The organism is Selenomonas dianae (assembly GCF_030644225.1).
GTDB classification, from domain to species: domain Bacteria; phylum Bacillota; class Negativicutes; order Selenomonadales; family Selenomonadaceae; genus Centipeda; species Centipeda dianae.
The window spans coordinates 89955-105600 of record NZ_CP128650.1; the positions used below are offsets into that span (position 1 = coordinate 89955).

A 15646-nucleotide genomic window follows, 5' to 3' on the forward strand; every position below is an offset into this window, starting at 1 on the left:
ACATGACGAAACGAAAGCTGGCGCTTGCGGTCGCACTTGCGGCCGTCGGCTCGATGTGGATGGGCGCAGCAAGTGCCGCAGAGAGGACGGAGGCGATGGACTCCTATGAGCTCGCGCCTGTTACCGTTGAGGGGGCGCAGACGGAGGAGGCGGAGATCGGGGGCGGACTCGTCAGCAAGACCGCGCGCATGGGCATTATGGGAGATGTGGATGTGCTCGACATTCCCTACTCCATGCAGAGCATGACGGAGAAAGCGATCAAGACGTACAGCGATCCGAGTCAGCCGCTGGCAAATGTGCTACTGAACAATCCGTCCATCCGCACCAGTACGAGTTCGCCGATGTACTCGGACTTCTCGATGCGCGGGATCAATATGAACGGCAATCATTTCCTGCTGAACGGCGTGCCCAGCATGTTCTCCCAGTACACAATGCCGCCCGCGCACATCATCGAGCGCATGGACATCACCTCGGGGCCGAATGCGGCGGTTAACGGCGTCAGCATGTCGAACAACGGAACGAACGGTGGCGCGACACCTGCGCCGGGGACGATCAACGTCGTGACGAAGCGCGCGGGCAGCGAACCCGTGACGAAGTATACGCAGGTGATCTCGGGGCGCTCGACCGCCGGCGAGTATCTCGATATTGCGCGCCGCTTCGGCAAGAACAACGCGTGGGGCGTGCGCGTGAACGCGGAGATGCTCGACGGCGGGCTGTCGCTGCCGGGGTCGAAGATCCGCTGGCAGGATGTCTTCCTCAACATCGACCATCAGGGGAAGAACAGCACGACGAACATCTTCCTCGGGAACTGGGACTATAAGGTCTTTGGCGCGCAGCGCTGGTTCACCTACAGTGGAAACGGGCGCAGCCTGCCCTCCGCACCCGAGTCGAAGATGAGCTATGATTTCCCCGAGACGTGGAAATGGATGTACGGTCAGATTGCAACGCTCAACCACGAGCACAAGCTGAACGATCATTTGAAGGTCTTCTTCAATGCGGGATACACGTGGCGTGACGGGGACAAGATGAACTCGGGCGCGAATTTGAACTTCGACACAGCGGGTAATTTCACGAGCCGCAACCGCTCCAATGCACAGAACGAATCCGCGAATAATTCCTATCTGCAGCTCGGATTCTCGGGCAAATTCAGGACAGGCACGGTGCAGCATCAGTGGGCAGTCTCGGTGGATCGCTCCAAGGCAGACTACTGGAACAAGGGAAATACGGGCAAAACAGGGCTGTATGGTGGCAATCTCTACGACGGGATCATCTTCCGCCCGGGCTTCTACCCCCTGCCGCAGATGATGCCGGAGGTCGCCCAGTGGAACGAAGTCAATACGGGTGTCTCCATAATGGACACGATGTCCTTCGGCAAGTGGAATGTCATGCTGGCAGCGACGCGCAAGCACGAGCATTTTGAAAACCTGACGAACAAGAAGATCATCCGCAACGACAATGTCCTCCCAACGTGGGGGCTGACCTACAAGCCGACGGCAAATACGGCGGTCTACTACGGGCATACGGAGAGCTTCTCGCGCGGCTACGTTGTAACGGACGCGAGCTATGCAAACGTCGGCGCCGTGCTCGCTCCGGTGCGCAGCAAGCAGAACGAGATTGGCGTGAAGTATGCGAACAAAGGGCTGATGACGACGCTCGCACTCTTTGAGATCGACGAGCCGAACCGTTTTGATACGTGGGTCGGTGCCAATAAGTATTTCTCTGCGGATGGGAAAAATGTCTATCGCGGTGTCGAAATGACGGCAAACGGGCAGGTTGCGCCGAAGTGGACAGTCACGGGCGGATTCCTCTATCTCGATGCCACGCGCGACAAAACGCAGCGTGGGACGAAGGATGGTTGGTTTGTCAACGGCACGGCAAAGTGGAGCAGCGTCCTCGGCTTCACCTATCAGGCAGATGAGAAGGTGAGCGTGCAGGGACGCCTCAACTGGGTGGGGAATGCGCACCTCGACAGCGCCGGCCCGAACGGCCGCACGGAGATCCCCTCCTATGTGACGCTGGATCTCGGCATGAAGTATCACACGAAGCTCGACGGCATGCCGCTCGAACTGAGCTTTATGTGCTATAATGCACTTGACAGGAACTACTGGATGGGCAGGGGCGGTTCGACGACGTTCGGTCTCTCGATGCCGCGCACCCTCATGTTCTCGGCTTCGGTCAGCCTGTAAGAGGGTGGCCCCACGTCGTTTTGGCATACGATGACGTGGGGCTTTTGTATTATTTCGTTTGTTTATTGATACGGTGGAAGGAGATGAAGATGAGGATACAAATATTTTTATGCGGCATCGCACTCTGCCTGCTGCTCGTCCTCGTGGGCTGCGGCAAGGGGGAAGAGCAGGCGGCACAGGGCGTGGAGACGATCACCGTCACGGACAGTATCGGGCGGGAGGTGACGATACCCTATCCGCTGACGCGCGTTGTCGTGTCGAATGCCTACAACGTCGAGTTCATCAATGCGGTCGGGGCGATCGACACGGTGGTCGGCGTCGATAGCTATATCTTTCAAAACCCCTCCGCCTTCCCCGGGCGGTTCACGCAGGATCAGGTGATCGGCGCGAATCAGACCAATCTCAACTATGAAAAGATCATCGAGCTGCAGCCGCAGGCGCTCATTCTGACGGGCAACGGCAGCTGGGAGGACGCGGAGAAGAAACTCTCGCCGTTTGGAATCGCTGTGATCGTTGTGGATGCCTACTATACCGGCGCATTTCAGGAGAATTGCGCACTGATCGGGCGGCTCTTCGGCAAGGAGGCGGAGGCGGCGGAGCTTGCGGCGTTCTTTACGGAACAGCTGGACTATATCCGCCAGAGAACGGCGAACGTGCCGAAGAAGCGGCTCTATTTTGAGTACCGCACGGAGGGCAATACGACTGTGCCCGGGGATTATTTCTACGACATGGTGGCGTATTCGGGCGCGGACAATATCTTTGGCGACGCGAAGAATCCGCAGGTGAACCCCGAGGCGGTGATCGAGCGGAACCCCGCCTACATCGTGAAGGTGTCCGAGCCAAAGGTGCGCGCTTCCTACCTTCCGCCGAGCCCCGAGGATCATGCGCGTATCCTGCACGAGCTCGAGAGCCGCGTGGGATGGGACACGATCGACGCGGTGAAGAATCAGCGCATTCTGCTGCTTTCGCACTATGCGCACGGCGGCGCATCAAAGCTCGTCGGGACGATGTATATTGCGAAATTCCTCTACCCCGAGCTGCTGCCCGACCTCCATCCCGAGGAGGTATTCAAGGTCTGGGTGGAGAAATATCAGCACCTCCCGTATGTCGAGGGGCATACCTACCCCGCGTTTCCGCTGACGGGGGAGTAGGCGATGCTGGCACAGGAATATCACGCGCGCGGGCGGCGCAAATATCTCATGATTGCGGCGGGCGCTGTCTTGACACTCATCGCTGCCTATGTGTTTACAACGCTTGGGATGAAGGAGGCAGGGCCGTTTCAGACCGTGGACGCGATTGCGCAGTATTTTGACGGAACGATTGCGATGGGCGCAGACGCGGCGATGAACAAGATCATCCTGTTGCTGCGTCTGCCGCGCGTCCTGCTCGCCCTGATCGCAGGCGCGGGGCTCGCACTCGCGGGGGCGCTCATGCAGTCCGTGACGCGCAACTATCTCGTCAGCCCCTTCACGCTTGGTATCTCCTCGGCGGCGGCGCTCGGCGCCTCGCTCTGCATCGTGCTCGCGGCGGGGACGGCGCTCGACAGCGACCTCGGCATCATCGGGGCGGCGTTCTTGCTCTCGTGCGCGTGCGGCGTCATCGTCTACGGGATTGCACAGCGCTCGGGGCTCAGTCCGACCACGATTGTGCTCGTCGGCATCGCGCTGAACTATTTCTTCAGCGCGCTCACGGCGACGCTCGAGTTCTTCGCACAGGAGCACAAGCTCGCGGCAGTCATTCAGTGGACGTTTGGCTCGCTGCATCGCGCCTCGTGGGAGTATGTCGCCATGGGTAGCCCCATCGTCTTGTTGGGGGGCGTCGTCGCTCTGTTTTATGCCCTGCCGCTCAATGTGATGGCGGTGAGCGACGATGAGACGGCACGCAGTCTCGGAGTGAACCCCGTGCGTCTGCGTACGATTGCGGGTCTGGTCGCAGTCTTTATGACGGCGACGATCATCAGCTTTACGGGCGTGATCGGCTTCGTGGGGCTGATCGCGCCGCATATGGCGCGGTTCCTCATCGGAACGGATCACCGCTTCTATCTGCCGTTTACGGCGGTGCTCGGGGCGGCGCTTCTCCTCGTGTCGGATACGGTCGGGAGGCTCATCCTCTACCCCGTGACGATCCCCGTGGGCATCGTCATCTCCTTCCTCGGCGTGCCGCTCTTCATCCATCTGATCCTGCGCGGGGGGAGGCCATCGACATGAGTGCAGCAATGCGTCTTTGTGCGGTGCATCTCACCTTCGGCTATCGCCCGGAGCGGCGTATCTTGGACGATGTGTCTCTCGGCATCGCGTCGGGCGAGGTGCTCGGGCTGCTCGGCCCGAACGGCACGGGCAAGACGACGCTCATCAAGTGCATTGCCCGGCTCCTGCATCCTTCTGCGGGGACAGTGCAGGTGGACGGCGCGGATCTCGCCGCGCTTTCCGCAGGAGAGATCGCGCAGCGGGTCGCCTATGTGCCGCAGTATACGAATGCCGCATTCGGCATGACGGCACTGCAAGCGGTGCTCATGGGGCGGCTGCCGTATGCGGGCTATCGTTACCGCGCGGAGGATGAGCAGATTGCGTTTCGCGTGATGGAGCGCATGGGACTTTCGGACTTCGCCTTTCGCAGCATTCGGGAGATGAGCGGGGGCGAACGGCAGCGCGTCTTTATCGCGCGCGCACTCGCGCAGGAAACAGGGCTCATCATCCTCGATGAACCGACGGCGAGCCTCGACCTCTATCACCAGCTCTTTATCCTGCGCCTCATCACGGAGATCGCGCGGCGGGACGGTATCGCCGTCCTCATGACCATCCACGACCTCAACCTCGCCTCGCTCTTTTGCGACACCATCCTCATGCTGAAGGACGCTCATGTATTCGCATACGGGCGGGCGCAGGAGGTGCTGACCGAGGAGCATATCGCGGCAATGTACGGCGTGCATACGCGTGTCACCGTCGAGGACGGGGCGAAGCACGTGCGGCTGTTGAAGGATGGATAGGAGGGGTTCATGCGCATATTCGTTTTGATGCTCTCGTGTGCGTTGCTGTTCTCTGCGCTCGGCTGTGGGGGCGTGCAGAATGAGCGTGCGGGCGGCTATACGGTGACGGATGCTGAGGGAAGGACGGTCGCTTTTGATCAAAAGCCTGTGCGCGTTCTGAACTATGGGCTCTGGCTTGATGATATTGTATTGGGGATGCTGCCGTCGGAACATCTTGTTGGGATCGACCATCTCGCGGATGACCCGAACAGCTCGAACATCGTCTCCATCGCGGAGACGATTCCTGTGAAGCTGAATCAGCCGTCGGCGGAACAGGTTGTTGCCCTGCATCCCGATGTTGTGTTTCTGGATGCGGGGAAAGATGCGGCTGTGGGGGATACCCTGCGCGATCTCGGCATCCGCGTCGTCGCGTGCCGGAAGCCGCGCACGCCGGAGGAGGTTCATGCGGCAGTGCAGCTTGTCGCAGCCGCGCTTGGTGAGGAGGCAAAGGGCGCTGCCCTCCTCGCCGCCTATGACACGGCGTGTTCAGAACTCATGGAGCGTGTTGCAGGGATTCCAACCGATCGGCGAAAAAAGGTGCTCGTCATCTCCATGTCGCCGACGTTTGGGAATCGCGGTGGGCTGTTCGATACGCTCTGCACGATGGCGGGCGTTACGAACGGCGCGGCAGAGATCGGACTCACGGCGGGGCAGTCGCTGACGAAGGAGCACATTCTCGCGGTGAATCCCGATGTCCTGATCGTGCCGGTCTGGAACGACCACGGCAGCTACGACATCGAGAAGTTCAACCGCGAATATCTGGACGATCCTGCGCTCCAAACGGTGAAGGCGATCCGTACGCAGCGGATTGTGCGCCCGCGTGAGGGCTACATCTATAACGCCTCGCAGGATATGGTGTTCGGGGCACAGGACATCGCGCACCTCGCCTATGGGGATTTGATCGAGCCGCCCGTGGGGCGGCATTTGACGGTCGCGGAACAATAGGAATATATTTTAGGAAGCACTGATAAATTCAGCCACGCCATCTTAGCGCATCTTTTTTGCCCGCTTTTTGTCGGCAAATCCTCCACATAGCTTTGGCTATGCGTCCGGTTTGCCTTCTCAATCGGACGAAAAAACCTACGCCAATCTGACGAACTTCATTTTATCAGCGATTCCTTTAGGAGGACCTTATGGGAAAGAAACGATGGATGGCAGGAATGACATGCGTACTCTGTGCGTTTCCGCTTGCGGCGCAGGCGGCAGAGGGGGAGACGCAGAGCTATGAGACGACTGCGGTCAACGTGACAGCACAGGGCTATGAGAAGCCGACACTCGACACGCCTGCCGATACGGTGGTCTATACGGCAGAAGAGTTGAAAAAGACGGGCGCGCGCGATGTGATCTCCGCACTGAAATTCAAGAATGGCGTGCACTTTACCAATATGGGCCCCGACGGACAGACGTGGATCACGGGCAACGCGGGCGTAAACCTGCGTGGTGTTGAGAACGGGACACTTGTCCTAATCGACGGTGTGCCCGCTTCGTTCAATAACGTGAGCCATCTCGACATGATGAGCCTCGACGCTGTGGAGCGTGTGGAGATCGTGAAGGGGGGCGGCTCCGTACTCTACGGCTCGGAGGCGTTTGGCGGTGTTGTGAATGTCATCACGAAGGAGACCTATAAGAACTCGGTGCGTGTGGCGGCGGGGGATCGCGGGCAGCGCGACTATGCGGCGACCATCGACCTCGGCAAGGTTGGCATCGCCGTCAGCCGTTCGTACTACGGTGCGACGGGGAATCTGACGGATACGATGGGGAAGCTGAAGATCAACGGGACACAGACCCCCTATATGGTCGGATTTGGCAAGAGCCGCAAGGATCACGTCAACCTCACGTACAAGATCAATGACGAGATGCGCCTCTCCTATATGTACAGCGGCAAGAATCACTCCATTCATTACAACGACGCTGCAGGGAATCTCCTCAAGTATTTCAAGTACGACGACGATGAGCATTTTGCGAATTTCGGCTATCAGGATAAAAAGGGGTGGTCAGGCAGTGCGTACTACAATTTCCGCTCGATCTCGAACCCCGATTGGTTTATCGTGAATCCGAGCACCGTAGAGTGGGAGAAGAGCCATCACCGCCAGTACGGCGCGGAGGTGAAGAAGGTCTGGAAGGACGATGTGAGTACGACGCTCGTCGGTATTTCGGCGAAGCGGCAGACCTACGTCAATCAGAATCAGAAGTATCGAAAGTATTCAGAGAGCGACAGTACGCTAAAACCCTATGCAAAGTTCGGCGGCTACGGCATGAATGAATACTCGCTCGTTGCCTCGTATGATCGTGACCTCAGCCCCGTGACGGCGGCGATTGTCAGCATGCGTCAGGATTGGGTGAAGTCCTCGGCGGGCGACTATGACGCCTTTCTTCCGCAGCTGCAGGTGACCACGCGCCTCAGTCGTGACAGCGCCGTCTATGCGAGTGTGGGCAAATTTTTCCGTATGCCGAATTTCCGCAACCTGTACTATGCGAGCGTTGTCATGGTTCCCAATCCGAATCTGAAACCGGAGTCCGGGTGGAACTATGAGGTGGGGTACAAGTATGACGGCAAAGGCCGCCGCTTTACAGCGACTGTGTTCCATACAGATGTGTGCGATCAGATTGTCAGTGTGAAGGGCAGCGACGGCAGGAGTTACCAGACGAACGCAGCATCCTATCAGAATACAGGACTGGAGGTGTCCTATGCACAGGATGCCGATGCACACGTCACGTTCAACACCGGTTTTACCGTCGGCAATCCCGAGCGCAAGTACAAGGATGGGCAGCCCTTCGTGCGCGCGCTCGGCCGCTATCAGCTGACTGCCGGCGTAAACTACGAGAACCGCGACCTCTCGGCGGCGCTCAGTCTCAGCTACTGGGGCGACCGCGGCTACAACAGTACGAGTAATGAGCGCGTACGCTTTATGCCAATTTCGGGCAATCTGCTTGCCTCGAATCTTCATGTCGCCTATCGCTTCACCCCTGACCTCACCGGGACATTCGATGTGGACAATCTCTTCAATCGCCGTGACTATACGAACAGCGGCAACTATTACACCGTCGGACGCTCCTTCCTCGTTGGCGTGAACTATATGTTCTGATTCGTTCCTTTGGACGTGAAAATACCCCGATGGCTGCGTGCTGTCGGGGTATTTGTGTATGTCAAAGAAAATCCTGCAACGTCTTTCCTCATCGGCGAAATTCGTGTAAAATTGAAAAAAGAAGAATGGAGCGGACATATTTCCTATATGCCGTTCTGACGGGTAAGGAGGATACCGCGATGAAACATACGGTAACACTGTCAAACGGGGGGACTGTTCCCGCGCTCGGACAGGGGACTTGGTATCTTGGCGATGCGGAGGGCACACGGGCACGCGAGATTGACGCGCTGCGTGCGGGGATCGAGGCGGGGATGATTCTCATTGATACGGCGGAGAACTACGGCGACGGCCGCTCGGAGATGCTTGTCGGCGAGGCGATCCGTCCGTATGACCGCGCGAAGCTCTTTCTCGTGTCGAAGGTCATGCCGTCGAACGCGTACGGCACGCGGCTCATGCAGTCGCTCGACCACAGTCTCTCCCACCTCGGGACGGACTATCTCGATCTCTACCTCTATCACTGGCGCGGCGAGCGGCCGCTTGCGGAGATGGTCGCGGCGATGGAGGAGGCGCGTGCAGCGGGCAAGATCCGCGCGTGGGGCGTGTCGAACCTCGATACGGCGGATATGGAGGAGCTGTGGCGGATTGATGGCGGCACGAACTGTGCGGTGAATCAGGTGCTCTACCACATGGGTTCGCGCGGCATCGACTACAGCCTCCTCCCGTGGATGCGGGAGCACCACGTCGCCCTCATGGCGTACTGCCCGCTCGCACAGGTGGGGCGGCTCGGCTGTGACCTCCTCTGGAGCAGTGTGCTCGCTGAAATTGCGGCGAAGTACGGCGCGACACCGGCGCAGATCGCACTCGCGTGGGCAATACGTGACGGGAATACGATTGCCATTCCGCGTACGGGGCGGCGGGAACACGCCGTCAGTAACGCGGGCGCGGATGCGTTTGATCTGACGGAGGAGGACTGCGCCGCGATTGACCGCGCATTCCCGCCGCCGACGCAGAAAGAGCCGCTGCATATTGAATAGGATGACGACGGTATCTTTCTATGGAGGGAAAACGTCTGCAAAGTGCCAAAGCAAACCCTAGTGGAGCAAGCGAGTAAAACGCGCGGTATGCCCCGGCGGATTTCTTTCGTTCAAGCGTAGCGCGTTTAAGAAGTCCGCCGGTATTTGAGCATACAAGCGCGTGATCGCTTGCGCAACGAGGCGTTTGCGTGGCACGTGCAGACGTATGCAAGTTTGTTGTTCGCAGGTAGGAGGAAATACGATGAAAATAGTGGTACTCGATGGCTTTACGGAGAATCCGGGGGACATCAGCTGGGCACCCCTTGAGGCGCTTGGAGAGCTGACGGTCTATGACCGCACCGCACTCACGGAGTCGCCGCTGATCGCCGAGCGCATCGGCGACGCGGAGATTGCCGTCACGAACAAGACGCCGCTCACACGTGCCGTCATCGACGCGTGCCCGAACCTCCGAGCCATTGCCGTACTCGCGACAGGGTATAACGTTGTGGACACGGCGTATGCACGTGAGAAGGACATCCCTGTCATGAACGTGCCTGTCTACGGAACGGACAACGTCGCGCAGTATGCAATCGCCCTGCTCCTTGAGGCGTGCTCGCAGGTGGGGCATCATGACCGCTCCGTACACGCGGGTGAATGGACGCGGAGCATTGACTTTTGCTACTGGCAAAAACCTCTCATCGAGGTGAGCGGCAAGACGGCGGGTATCATCGGATTTGGGCGCATCGGTCAGGCGGTCGCACGTATCCTCTCCGCGATGAACGTTCATGTCCTCGCCTACAGCCGCTCCGAACGCGCGGAGGGGCGGGCGCTCGCGGACTATGTGCCGCTTGACACATTGTTTCAGAAATCGGATGTTATCTTCCTGCACTGCCCGCTCACACCCGAGACCGATGGCATCATCAACGCCGCGAACATCGCAAAGATGAAGGACGGTGTCATCATCGTCAACAATGGGCGCGGACAGCTCATCGTGGAGGAGGATCTCGCGGCGGCACTCACGAGCGGCAAGGTCGCCTATGCGGCGGTTGACGTTGCCTCGTCCGAGCCGATTGCGGCAGACAATCCGCTCCTCCATGCACCGAACTGCATCATCACGCCGCATATCTCGTGGGCGACCAAGGAGGCGCGTGAGCGCATCATGCAGATGACGGCGGACAACGTGCGTGCGTTTATGGAAGGCAAGCCGACGAATGTTGTGAACTGAGGGGACATTCGGTATAAAAAAGCCCGTGGATGCAACGCGTCCACGGGCGAAAATTTGTTTGTGTTTATTGGCTGCTTATCGTATCCTGTACCTGAAACGTCTTTGGGTAGGAGCAAGCTCGTGGCGATGCCATTCCCCCCCGAAAAGGGGGGGGAATGGTCGCACTTTGGCTACTACAAGAAAGCATTTTATAATCAAAATATAATAATAGTCGTGTAAAGTAATCGTAAAAGTGTATCGGTATTGGTGAATTACTTTATGGATAAGTTCTTAGCGTGTTACCATGGCACTTCAAAAGAAAGTGCTGAGAAAATATTATCGACACGTACCTATAAAGCATCAGGATCGGATGAATGGTTGGGGCGGGGCGTATATTTCTTTGAAAACGATCCAATCCAAGCACATAAATTTGTAAAGGCATATAAAAAACTATCGGACGAAACCATTCAAGTTTTATTTACAAAGATATGTGTTATGGAAAATATGCATACGGTAGATTTAACGATCGATGAAGATCGAAATTTCCTTGAAGAATATGAGAGAAGGATACGAGAGAAAATTACAAGTACCCTCTCCCCCAACAACATATACTGGACACACAAAGAAGGATATGCTTTGGATTTCTTATTTGAAAATCGTCCATATGCACTCGTCCGCGCAGCCTATGATATTCCGAAAAGAAACCGTACAGAAGGATTTGGCTATGCGCAAGTACATATCCAAGTTTGTGTAAAACAACCATCTTGTATTATGAAAGATACCATAAGGTGTCATGTGGCTCCACAGAGAGGTGATTGATATGTTATCGCAGAAATTCAAAGAGGATGCTCTGCATGCTTTGGAAGAGATGTCTGCGGAGGAACTCATTAGAGTTTTAAAAAAAATAGGTTCTGTCCAAGAAAATACGGTCTCTATCAGTATCGCTCTACCGAAACCGCCGCGTTTTCATTTTTCTACAGCAGAAGAGATCACGCCGGTTATCGAGCAACAAATTATCATGAAAAAACAACCACGTTATCAATTTGATCTTCCAAAGATGGGTGATGTACTTCCGCAATGGGGGGACGCGGCATGAGTGAAAAATCGCTTACATCGTGCCATGCGGCAATACAGTTTCAGGGATATATGTTCGAGAAGTTGTCCTTTTCCTATCATGGAAATAATGGCAATGAAGATGAGGGTGAAGCGGTAGGATCTGTTTCAACAAAATTTCGAATAGCAATTGCGTTGAATAAAGAAGACGATTCAACTTTGAAAGGGGATATCAGACTATCTTGCGAAGTGAATGCGGAAAATAATGAACAATTTCCGATGGTATCAGCGACGATGCATGGAGAATTTCATATTTCCCCGAATACGCCCGAAGACCAAGCAAAAAAACTATTGGAAGTAAATGGTGTAGCAGTGATGTTTCCCTTCTTACGTGCCGCCATATCCAATATCACAATGACGGCCGGCGTTGGACCTATGGTTCTTCCACTCGTTGATGTTAGAAAGCTGGCACATGCCGAATGAAAAGACGAACCACAATCCGGATGTGGTTCGTCTTTTTATATACGCGCGATAAACAAAAAGAAATAACCGCCCAGCTTTTGACGGAGTGAGCGGTTGTTGAAAAACAAAACGTAATTTCGGAAAGATGCCGTCATAGGACGTTTCTTTCTGTGTCTATTATAACAGGCGCGCGCTTTCTTGACAAGTGTGCATATGCTATGATAGGAAAAACGATTCCGGGAAAGGAGAGATCATCATGAATCTGCGTGCGGATGCGGACGGTATGATAAAGGAAAGTTTCGCTGCGATTCTGCCCGATGCGGCGGTGCGGCGTGCACTCGCGGGGCACACGTTTGGCGGCGGGCGCATCGTCCTCGTCGCGGTGGGCAAGGCGGCGTGGCAGATGGCGCGTGCGGCGGCGGACACGCTCGGGGAGCGCATCGACTGCGGCATTGTGATTACAAAATACGATCATGTCATGGAGGCGATTCCGCGCGTCACCTGCATGGAGGCAGGGCATCCCGTACCCGATGAGAATTCGTTTGCGGCGACGGAGGAGGCTCTGCGGCTGACGGAGCATCTCACGGCGGAGGATACGGTGCTCTTTCTGCTGTCGGGCGGCGGCAGCGCACTCTTTGAAAAACCGCTGATTCCCGCCGCAGAGCTCATGGATCTCACGGAGCAGCTGCTTGCCTCGGGCGCGGACATCGTGGAGATGAACACGATCCGCAAGCGCATGAGTGCGGTCAAGGGCGGCAGGTTCGCGGCGCACTGCGCCCCCGCACACGTCTTTTCCATCGTGCTCAGCGACATCCTCGGCGATCCCCTGAACATGATCGCCTCAGGCCCTGCGCACCCCGATGCATCGACGGCGGCAGATGCGCACGCCATTGCACGAAAATACGGGCTGCGGCTCTCTCCTGCGGCACGCGCACTTCTCGACACGCCCCTGCCGTTCTCCCTGCCGAATGTGGAGGCGCACATCACGGGCAGCGTGCGCGAACTGTGCGCGGCGGCTGCGGCGGCGGCAGAGCGGCGCGGCTATGCGCCCGTCCTTCTCACCGATCGGCTCGATCTGGAGGCTCGTGCGGCGGGACAGTTCCTCGCGTGCATCGCGCGGACGCACGCGGCGGACTGTGTTTCGACGGCATACATTGCGGGGGGCGAGACCATCGTGCGCCTCATGGGCAAGGGGCGCGGCGGACGCAATCAGGAGCTCGCCCTCGCGGCGGCGGACGGCATCGCAGGGCTTGACAATGTTGCGGTGTTCAGTGTCGGCAGCGACGGCACGGACGGCCCGACGGATGCGGCGGGCGGTTACGTGGACGGCGGGACGGCGGCGGCACTCACCCGCGAGGGCAGGAGTGCGGCGGCGGCACTTGCGGAGAACGATGCCTATCCTGCGCTGAACGCGGTCGGCGGCCTCATCATAACAGGCCCTACAGGGACGAATGTAAACGATGTTGCGCTCGTGCTGATTCGGGGGCGATCCTCTCGTGAACAATGAATAAACATGGGATGAAAGACCTGTGTCCGCCTCCGCATGACGTGGGGGCGGGCATTTCTGTGTCCTTCCACCGATTCCATGGACAGATATATTTTCTGTTTGGGACAAAAGTTGTAGAAAAAAGAGCGCGAATCCATTGACCAATGCGCGCAGATACTCTATAATGAGAAAAAGATAAGAGGTGATTTCAATGGCTTCTTTTGCGGACATCCTGGAGGAGTGTGCCGCTGCGGCGGGGATTGTGCTGACAGCGGAACAGATCGCGCAGTTTGCCCGCTACAATGAAATGCTCGTCGAGCGGAATGCACACGTCAATCTCACGGCGCTCACCGCGCCCGAGGACGTTGCGGTCAAGCACATCATTGACAGTCTGACGGCGTACGACGCGTCGCTCTTTGGCGCGGCGCACACGCTCATCGACGTTGGCACGGGGGCGGGGCTGCCCGGCATCCCGCTCGCGGTCTATGCGCCGCACCTGCGCGTGACGCTCATGGATGCGCTGCAAAAGCGGGTTCGGTTCCTCACCGACGTTACGGCGGCGATGGGGCTCACGAATACGCGCTGCATTCACGCACGCGCGGAGGAGGCGGCACGGCAGAAGGAACACCGTGGGCGCTATGATATTGCCGTGAGCCGCGCGGTGGCGCGTTTGCCCGTCCTGCTTGAGTATACCATGCCGCTGGTGCGCACGGGCGGGACGGTGCTCGCGCTCAAGGGGCGCGCATATGCTGAGGAGATGGCGGAGGGGGAACGCGCTGCGGCGATCCTTGGCGGCGGCGCAATTGCCGCGCGTCCCGTGCAGCTGCCGGGGCGGACGGATGTCCGTGCGATTCTTTCCGTACGCAAGGAGCGTCCGACACCGAAGGCATATCCGCGTCGGCCGGGGCGGGCGGAACAAAAACCGCTGCCATAGGAAAAGAGCCGTTTTATCAGTGACTTCTTTAGAGGATTTATATGATTTGTGTCGAAAATATGGGGTGAGTATAGGTATCGGTATATTTCCTATGCGGTTTTTCATAACGACGACAGTGGAAAGGGAAACGATCTGCGGAATACATTGCTTGATGATACAGGGAGTTTGTTCGACAAGGGGATGACGGAATGAAGCGATGGAAAGGACTGACCCTCGGCGCATTGGCACTGCTGCTTGCAGCTGCACCGTTCGCGGAGGCGGCGGCACCCCATGCGGTGTCTGCGGCACAGACGGATGAGGCACAGATACAGGCGGCGCGGGATGCCGAGCGTGCCGCCAAGGCGGCTGCACGCGCACAGCGTCAGGCGGAGCGTGCGGCGGCGCGGGCAGAGCGGATGAATGCGCGTGCACAGGAGAAGGCGCAAGCGGCGGCAGCACAGGAACAGGCGCCGCCCGCCGCGCCCGCTGTGCAGATCAAACCTGCGGCGGAGGACGTGACGGCGCACGGAAGTGCTGTGGAAAGCACTCCTGCGCCCGCCGCACCTGCGGTTTCGGCACGCGCGGCGGCACGGGCGGAGCGTCAGCAGGCACGCGCCGAGAAAAAGGCGGCACGCGCCGCCGCTGTACAGGAGCGCAGGCAAGCGGTCGCCGCTGCCAAGGCGGAGAAACGTGCCGCCGCCTTGGCGGCACGTTCGGAGAAGAAGGAGCGGCAGCGGCGTGATCGGGGATCGCGCTACAAGACCCTCTTTTCGGACAACGGGTTCATCTACGCTCTCGATGTCCGCAACACGCGTTGGGTGCCGCGCCCCTACAGCAGCGACGAGTATATGATCGACGCGTGGGTGCGCCTCGTGGAGAATACCGCCGGGGAGACTGTGGCGGAGGATGGGAAGATCCGCCCGGCAAAATATTTTCTGGAGCATTACTACATCAGTCCACAGCGCCGCCAGATCATGTTCCTCGCGGAACTGGAGGTCTCGGGACGGCCGGAGAACGCCGTCAAGGAGCGTGTCTACGACCCGAAGAACTGGGAGCAGCTGGTACCCGGCTCGATCGAGGATGATCTCTATGAGGCCATTACCGCACGGATGAAGTCGGCACCCGGTCAGCGCGGCGGGCTTCTTAGCGGAACGAGCGGCATGAGCCTGCGCGATGTGGTTGAGGAGTTTGCACGGATCTCCTTCTGAGGGGAACCGT

Annotated in this window: 14 protein-coding genes; all 14 read left to right on the forward strand. The window is 58.0% G+C overall.

What is annotated here, in order from left to right; genetic code table 11:
* The first annotated feature begins 2 nt into the window (after window positions 1–2).
* The 14 genes from QU667_RS00415 (at window position 3) to QU667_RS00485 (ending at window position 15636) form a co-directional block, all read left to right on the forward strand.
* Entirely contained in the window at window positions 3–2186 is a 2184-nt protein-coding gene (locus tag QU667_RS00415; RefSeq protein ID WP_304987382.1) for a TonB-dependent receptor, read from the forward strand.
* Window positions 2187–2275: 89 nt separating this feature from the next.
* The gene (locus QU667_RS00420; RefSeq protein WP_304987383.1) at window positions 2276–3337 is read left to right on the forward strand and encodes an ABC transporter substrate-binding protein; all 1062 of its coding nucleotides are present in this window, start codon (window positions 2276–2278) and stop codon (window positions 3335–3337) included.
* 3 nt (window positions 3338–3340) lie between these two features.
* Window positions 3341–4393 carry a FecCD family ABC transporter permease gene (locus QU667_RS00425; protein ID WP_304987384.1) on the forward strand — a complete coding sequence of 351 codons (1053 nt, stop codon included), beginning with the start codon at window positions 3341–3343 and terminating at the stop codon, window positions 4391–4393.
* A complete protein-coding gene (locus QU667_RS00430) occupies window positions 4390–5172 on the forward strand; it encodes an ABC transporter ATP-binding protein (protein WP_304987385.1) in 783 nt (260 codons plus the stop codon). Before QU667_RS00425 ends, QU667_RS00430 begins: the two co-directional genes overlap by 4 nt.
* 9 nt (window positions 5173–5181) lie before the next feature.
* Window positions 5182–6156 (forward strand): ABC transporter substrate-binding protein, encoded by a 975-nt coding sequence (locus QU667_RS00435; protein ID WP_304987386.1) that lies wholly within the window; start codon window positions 5182–5184, stop codon window positions 6154–6156.
* Between the two features lie 188 nt (window positions 6157–6344).
* Window positions 6345–8297 (forward strand): TonB-dependent receptor plug domain-containing protein, encoded by a 1953-nt coding sequence (locus QU667_RS00445; protein WP_304987387.1) that lies wholly within the window; start codon window positions 6345–6347, stop codon window positions 8295–8297.
* Between the two features lie 179 nt (window positions 8298–8476).
* Window positions 8477–9331, forward strand: coding sequence for an aldo/keto reductase (locus QU667_RS00450; protein WP_304987388.1), 855 nt, complete (start codon window positions 8477–8479; stop codon window positions 9329–9331).
* Between the two features lie 241 nt (window positions 9332–9572).
* The gene (locus QU667_RS00455) at window positions 9573–10535 is read left to right on the forward strand and encodes a D-2-hydroxyacid dehydrogenase (RefSeq protein ID WP_304987389.1); all 963 of its coding nucleotides are present in this window, start codon (window positions 9573–9575) and stop codon (window positions 10533–10535) included.
* Between the two features lie 258 nt (window positions 10536–10793).
* Window positions 10794–11333 carry a hypothetical protein gene (locus tag QU667_RS00460; RefSeq protein WP_304987390.1) on the forward strand — a complete coding sequence of 180 codons (540 nt, stop codon included), beginning with the start codon at window positions 10794–10796 and terminating at the stop codon, window positions 11331–11333.
* Window positions 11326–11610 carry a hypothetical protein gene (locus QU667_RS00465; protein ID WP_304987391.1) on the forward strand — a complete coding sequence of 95 codons (285 nt, stop codon included), beginning with the start codon at window positions 11326–11328 and terminating at the stop codon, window positions 11608–11610. Before QU667_RS00460 ends, QU667_RS00465 begins: the two co-directional genes overlap by 8 nt.
* The gene (locus QU667_RS00470; RefSeq protein WP_304987392.1) at window positions 11607–12050 is read left to right on the forward strand and encodes a protein-export chaperone SecB; all 444 of its coding nucleotides are present in this window, start codon (window positions 11607–11609) and stop codon (window positions 12048–12050) included. Before QU667_RS00465 ends, QU667_RS00470 begins: the two co-directional genes overlap by 4 nt.
* 235 nt (window positions 12051–12285) lie before the next feature.
* Window positions 12286–13536, forward strand: a complete 1251-nt coding sequence (locus tag QU667_RS00475; protein ID WP_304987393.1) for a glycerate kinase type-2 family protein — start codon at window positions 12286–12288, stop codon at window positions 13534–13536.
* Between the two features lie 190 nt (window positions 13537–13726).
* Entirely contained in the window at window positions 13727–14449 is a 723-nt protein-coding gene (gene rsmG / locus QU667_RS00480; protein ID WP_304987394.1) for a 16S rRNA (guanine(527)-N(7))-methyltransferase RsmG, read from the forward strand.
* 188 nt (window positions 14450–14637) lie between these two features.
* Entirely contained in the window at window positions 14638–15636 is a 999-nt protein-coding gene (locus tag QU667_RS00485) for a hypothetical protein (protein WP_304987395.1), read from the forward strand.
* Window positions 15637–15646: the final 10 nt, after the last annotated feature.

Bases quoted from the DNA above. Each gene is read 5' to 3' on its own strand.
- QU667_RS00455 (WP_304987389.1), top strand. From the start codon at position 9,573: ATGAAAATAGTGGTACTCGATGGCTTTACGGAGAATCCGGGGGACATC.
- rsmG (WP_304987394.1), top strand. From the start codon at position 13,727: ATGGCTTCTTTTGCGGACATCCTGGAGGAGTGTGCCGCTGCGGCGGGG.
- QU667_RS00475 (WP_304987393.1), top strand. From the start codon at position 12,286: ATGAATCTGCGTGCGGATGCGGACGGTATGATAAAGGAAAGTTTCGCT.
- QU667_RS00450 (WP_304987388.1), top strand. From the start codon at position 8,477: ATGAAACATACGGTAACACTGTCAAACGGGGGGACTGTTCCCGCGCTC.
- QU667_RS00415 (WP_304987382.1), top strand. From the start codon at position 3: ATGACGAAACGAAAGCTGGCGCTTGCGGTCGCACTTGCGGCCGTCGGC.
- QU667_RS00430 (WP_304987385.1), top strand. From the start codon at position 4,390: ATGAGTGCAGCAATGCGTCTTTGTGCGGTGCATCTCACCTTCGGCTAT.
- QU667_RS00460 (WP_304987390.1), top strand. From the start codon at position 10,794: ATGGATAAGTTCTTAGCGTGTTACCATGGCACTTCAAAAGAAAGTGCT.
- QU667_RS00420 (WP_304987383.1), top strand. From the start codon at position 2,276: ATGAGGATACAAATATTTTTATGCGGCATCGCACTCTGCCTGCTGCTC.
- QU667_RS00485 (WP_304987395.1), top strand. From the start codon at position 14,638: ATGAAGCGATGGAAAGGACTGACCCTCGGCGCATTGGCACTGCTGCTT.
- QU667_RS00435 (WP_304987386.1), top strand. From the start codon at position 5,182: ATGCGCATATTCGTTTTGATGCTCTCGTGTGCGTTGCTGTTCTCTGCG.
- QU667_RS00445 (WP_304987387.1), top strand. From the start codon at position 6,345: ATGGGAAAGAAACGATGGATGGCAGGAATGACATGCGTACTCTGTGCG.
- QU667_RS00470 (WP_304987392.1), top strand. From the start codon at position 11,607: ATGAGTGAAAAATCGCTTACATCGTGCCATGCGGCAATACAGTTTCAG.
- QU667_RS00425 (WP_304987384.1), top strand. From the start codon at position 3,341: ATGCTGGCACAGGAATATCACGCGCGCGGGCGGCGCAAATATCTCATG.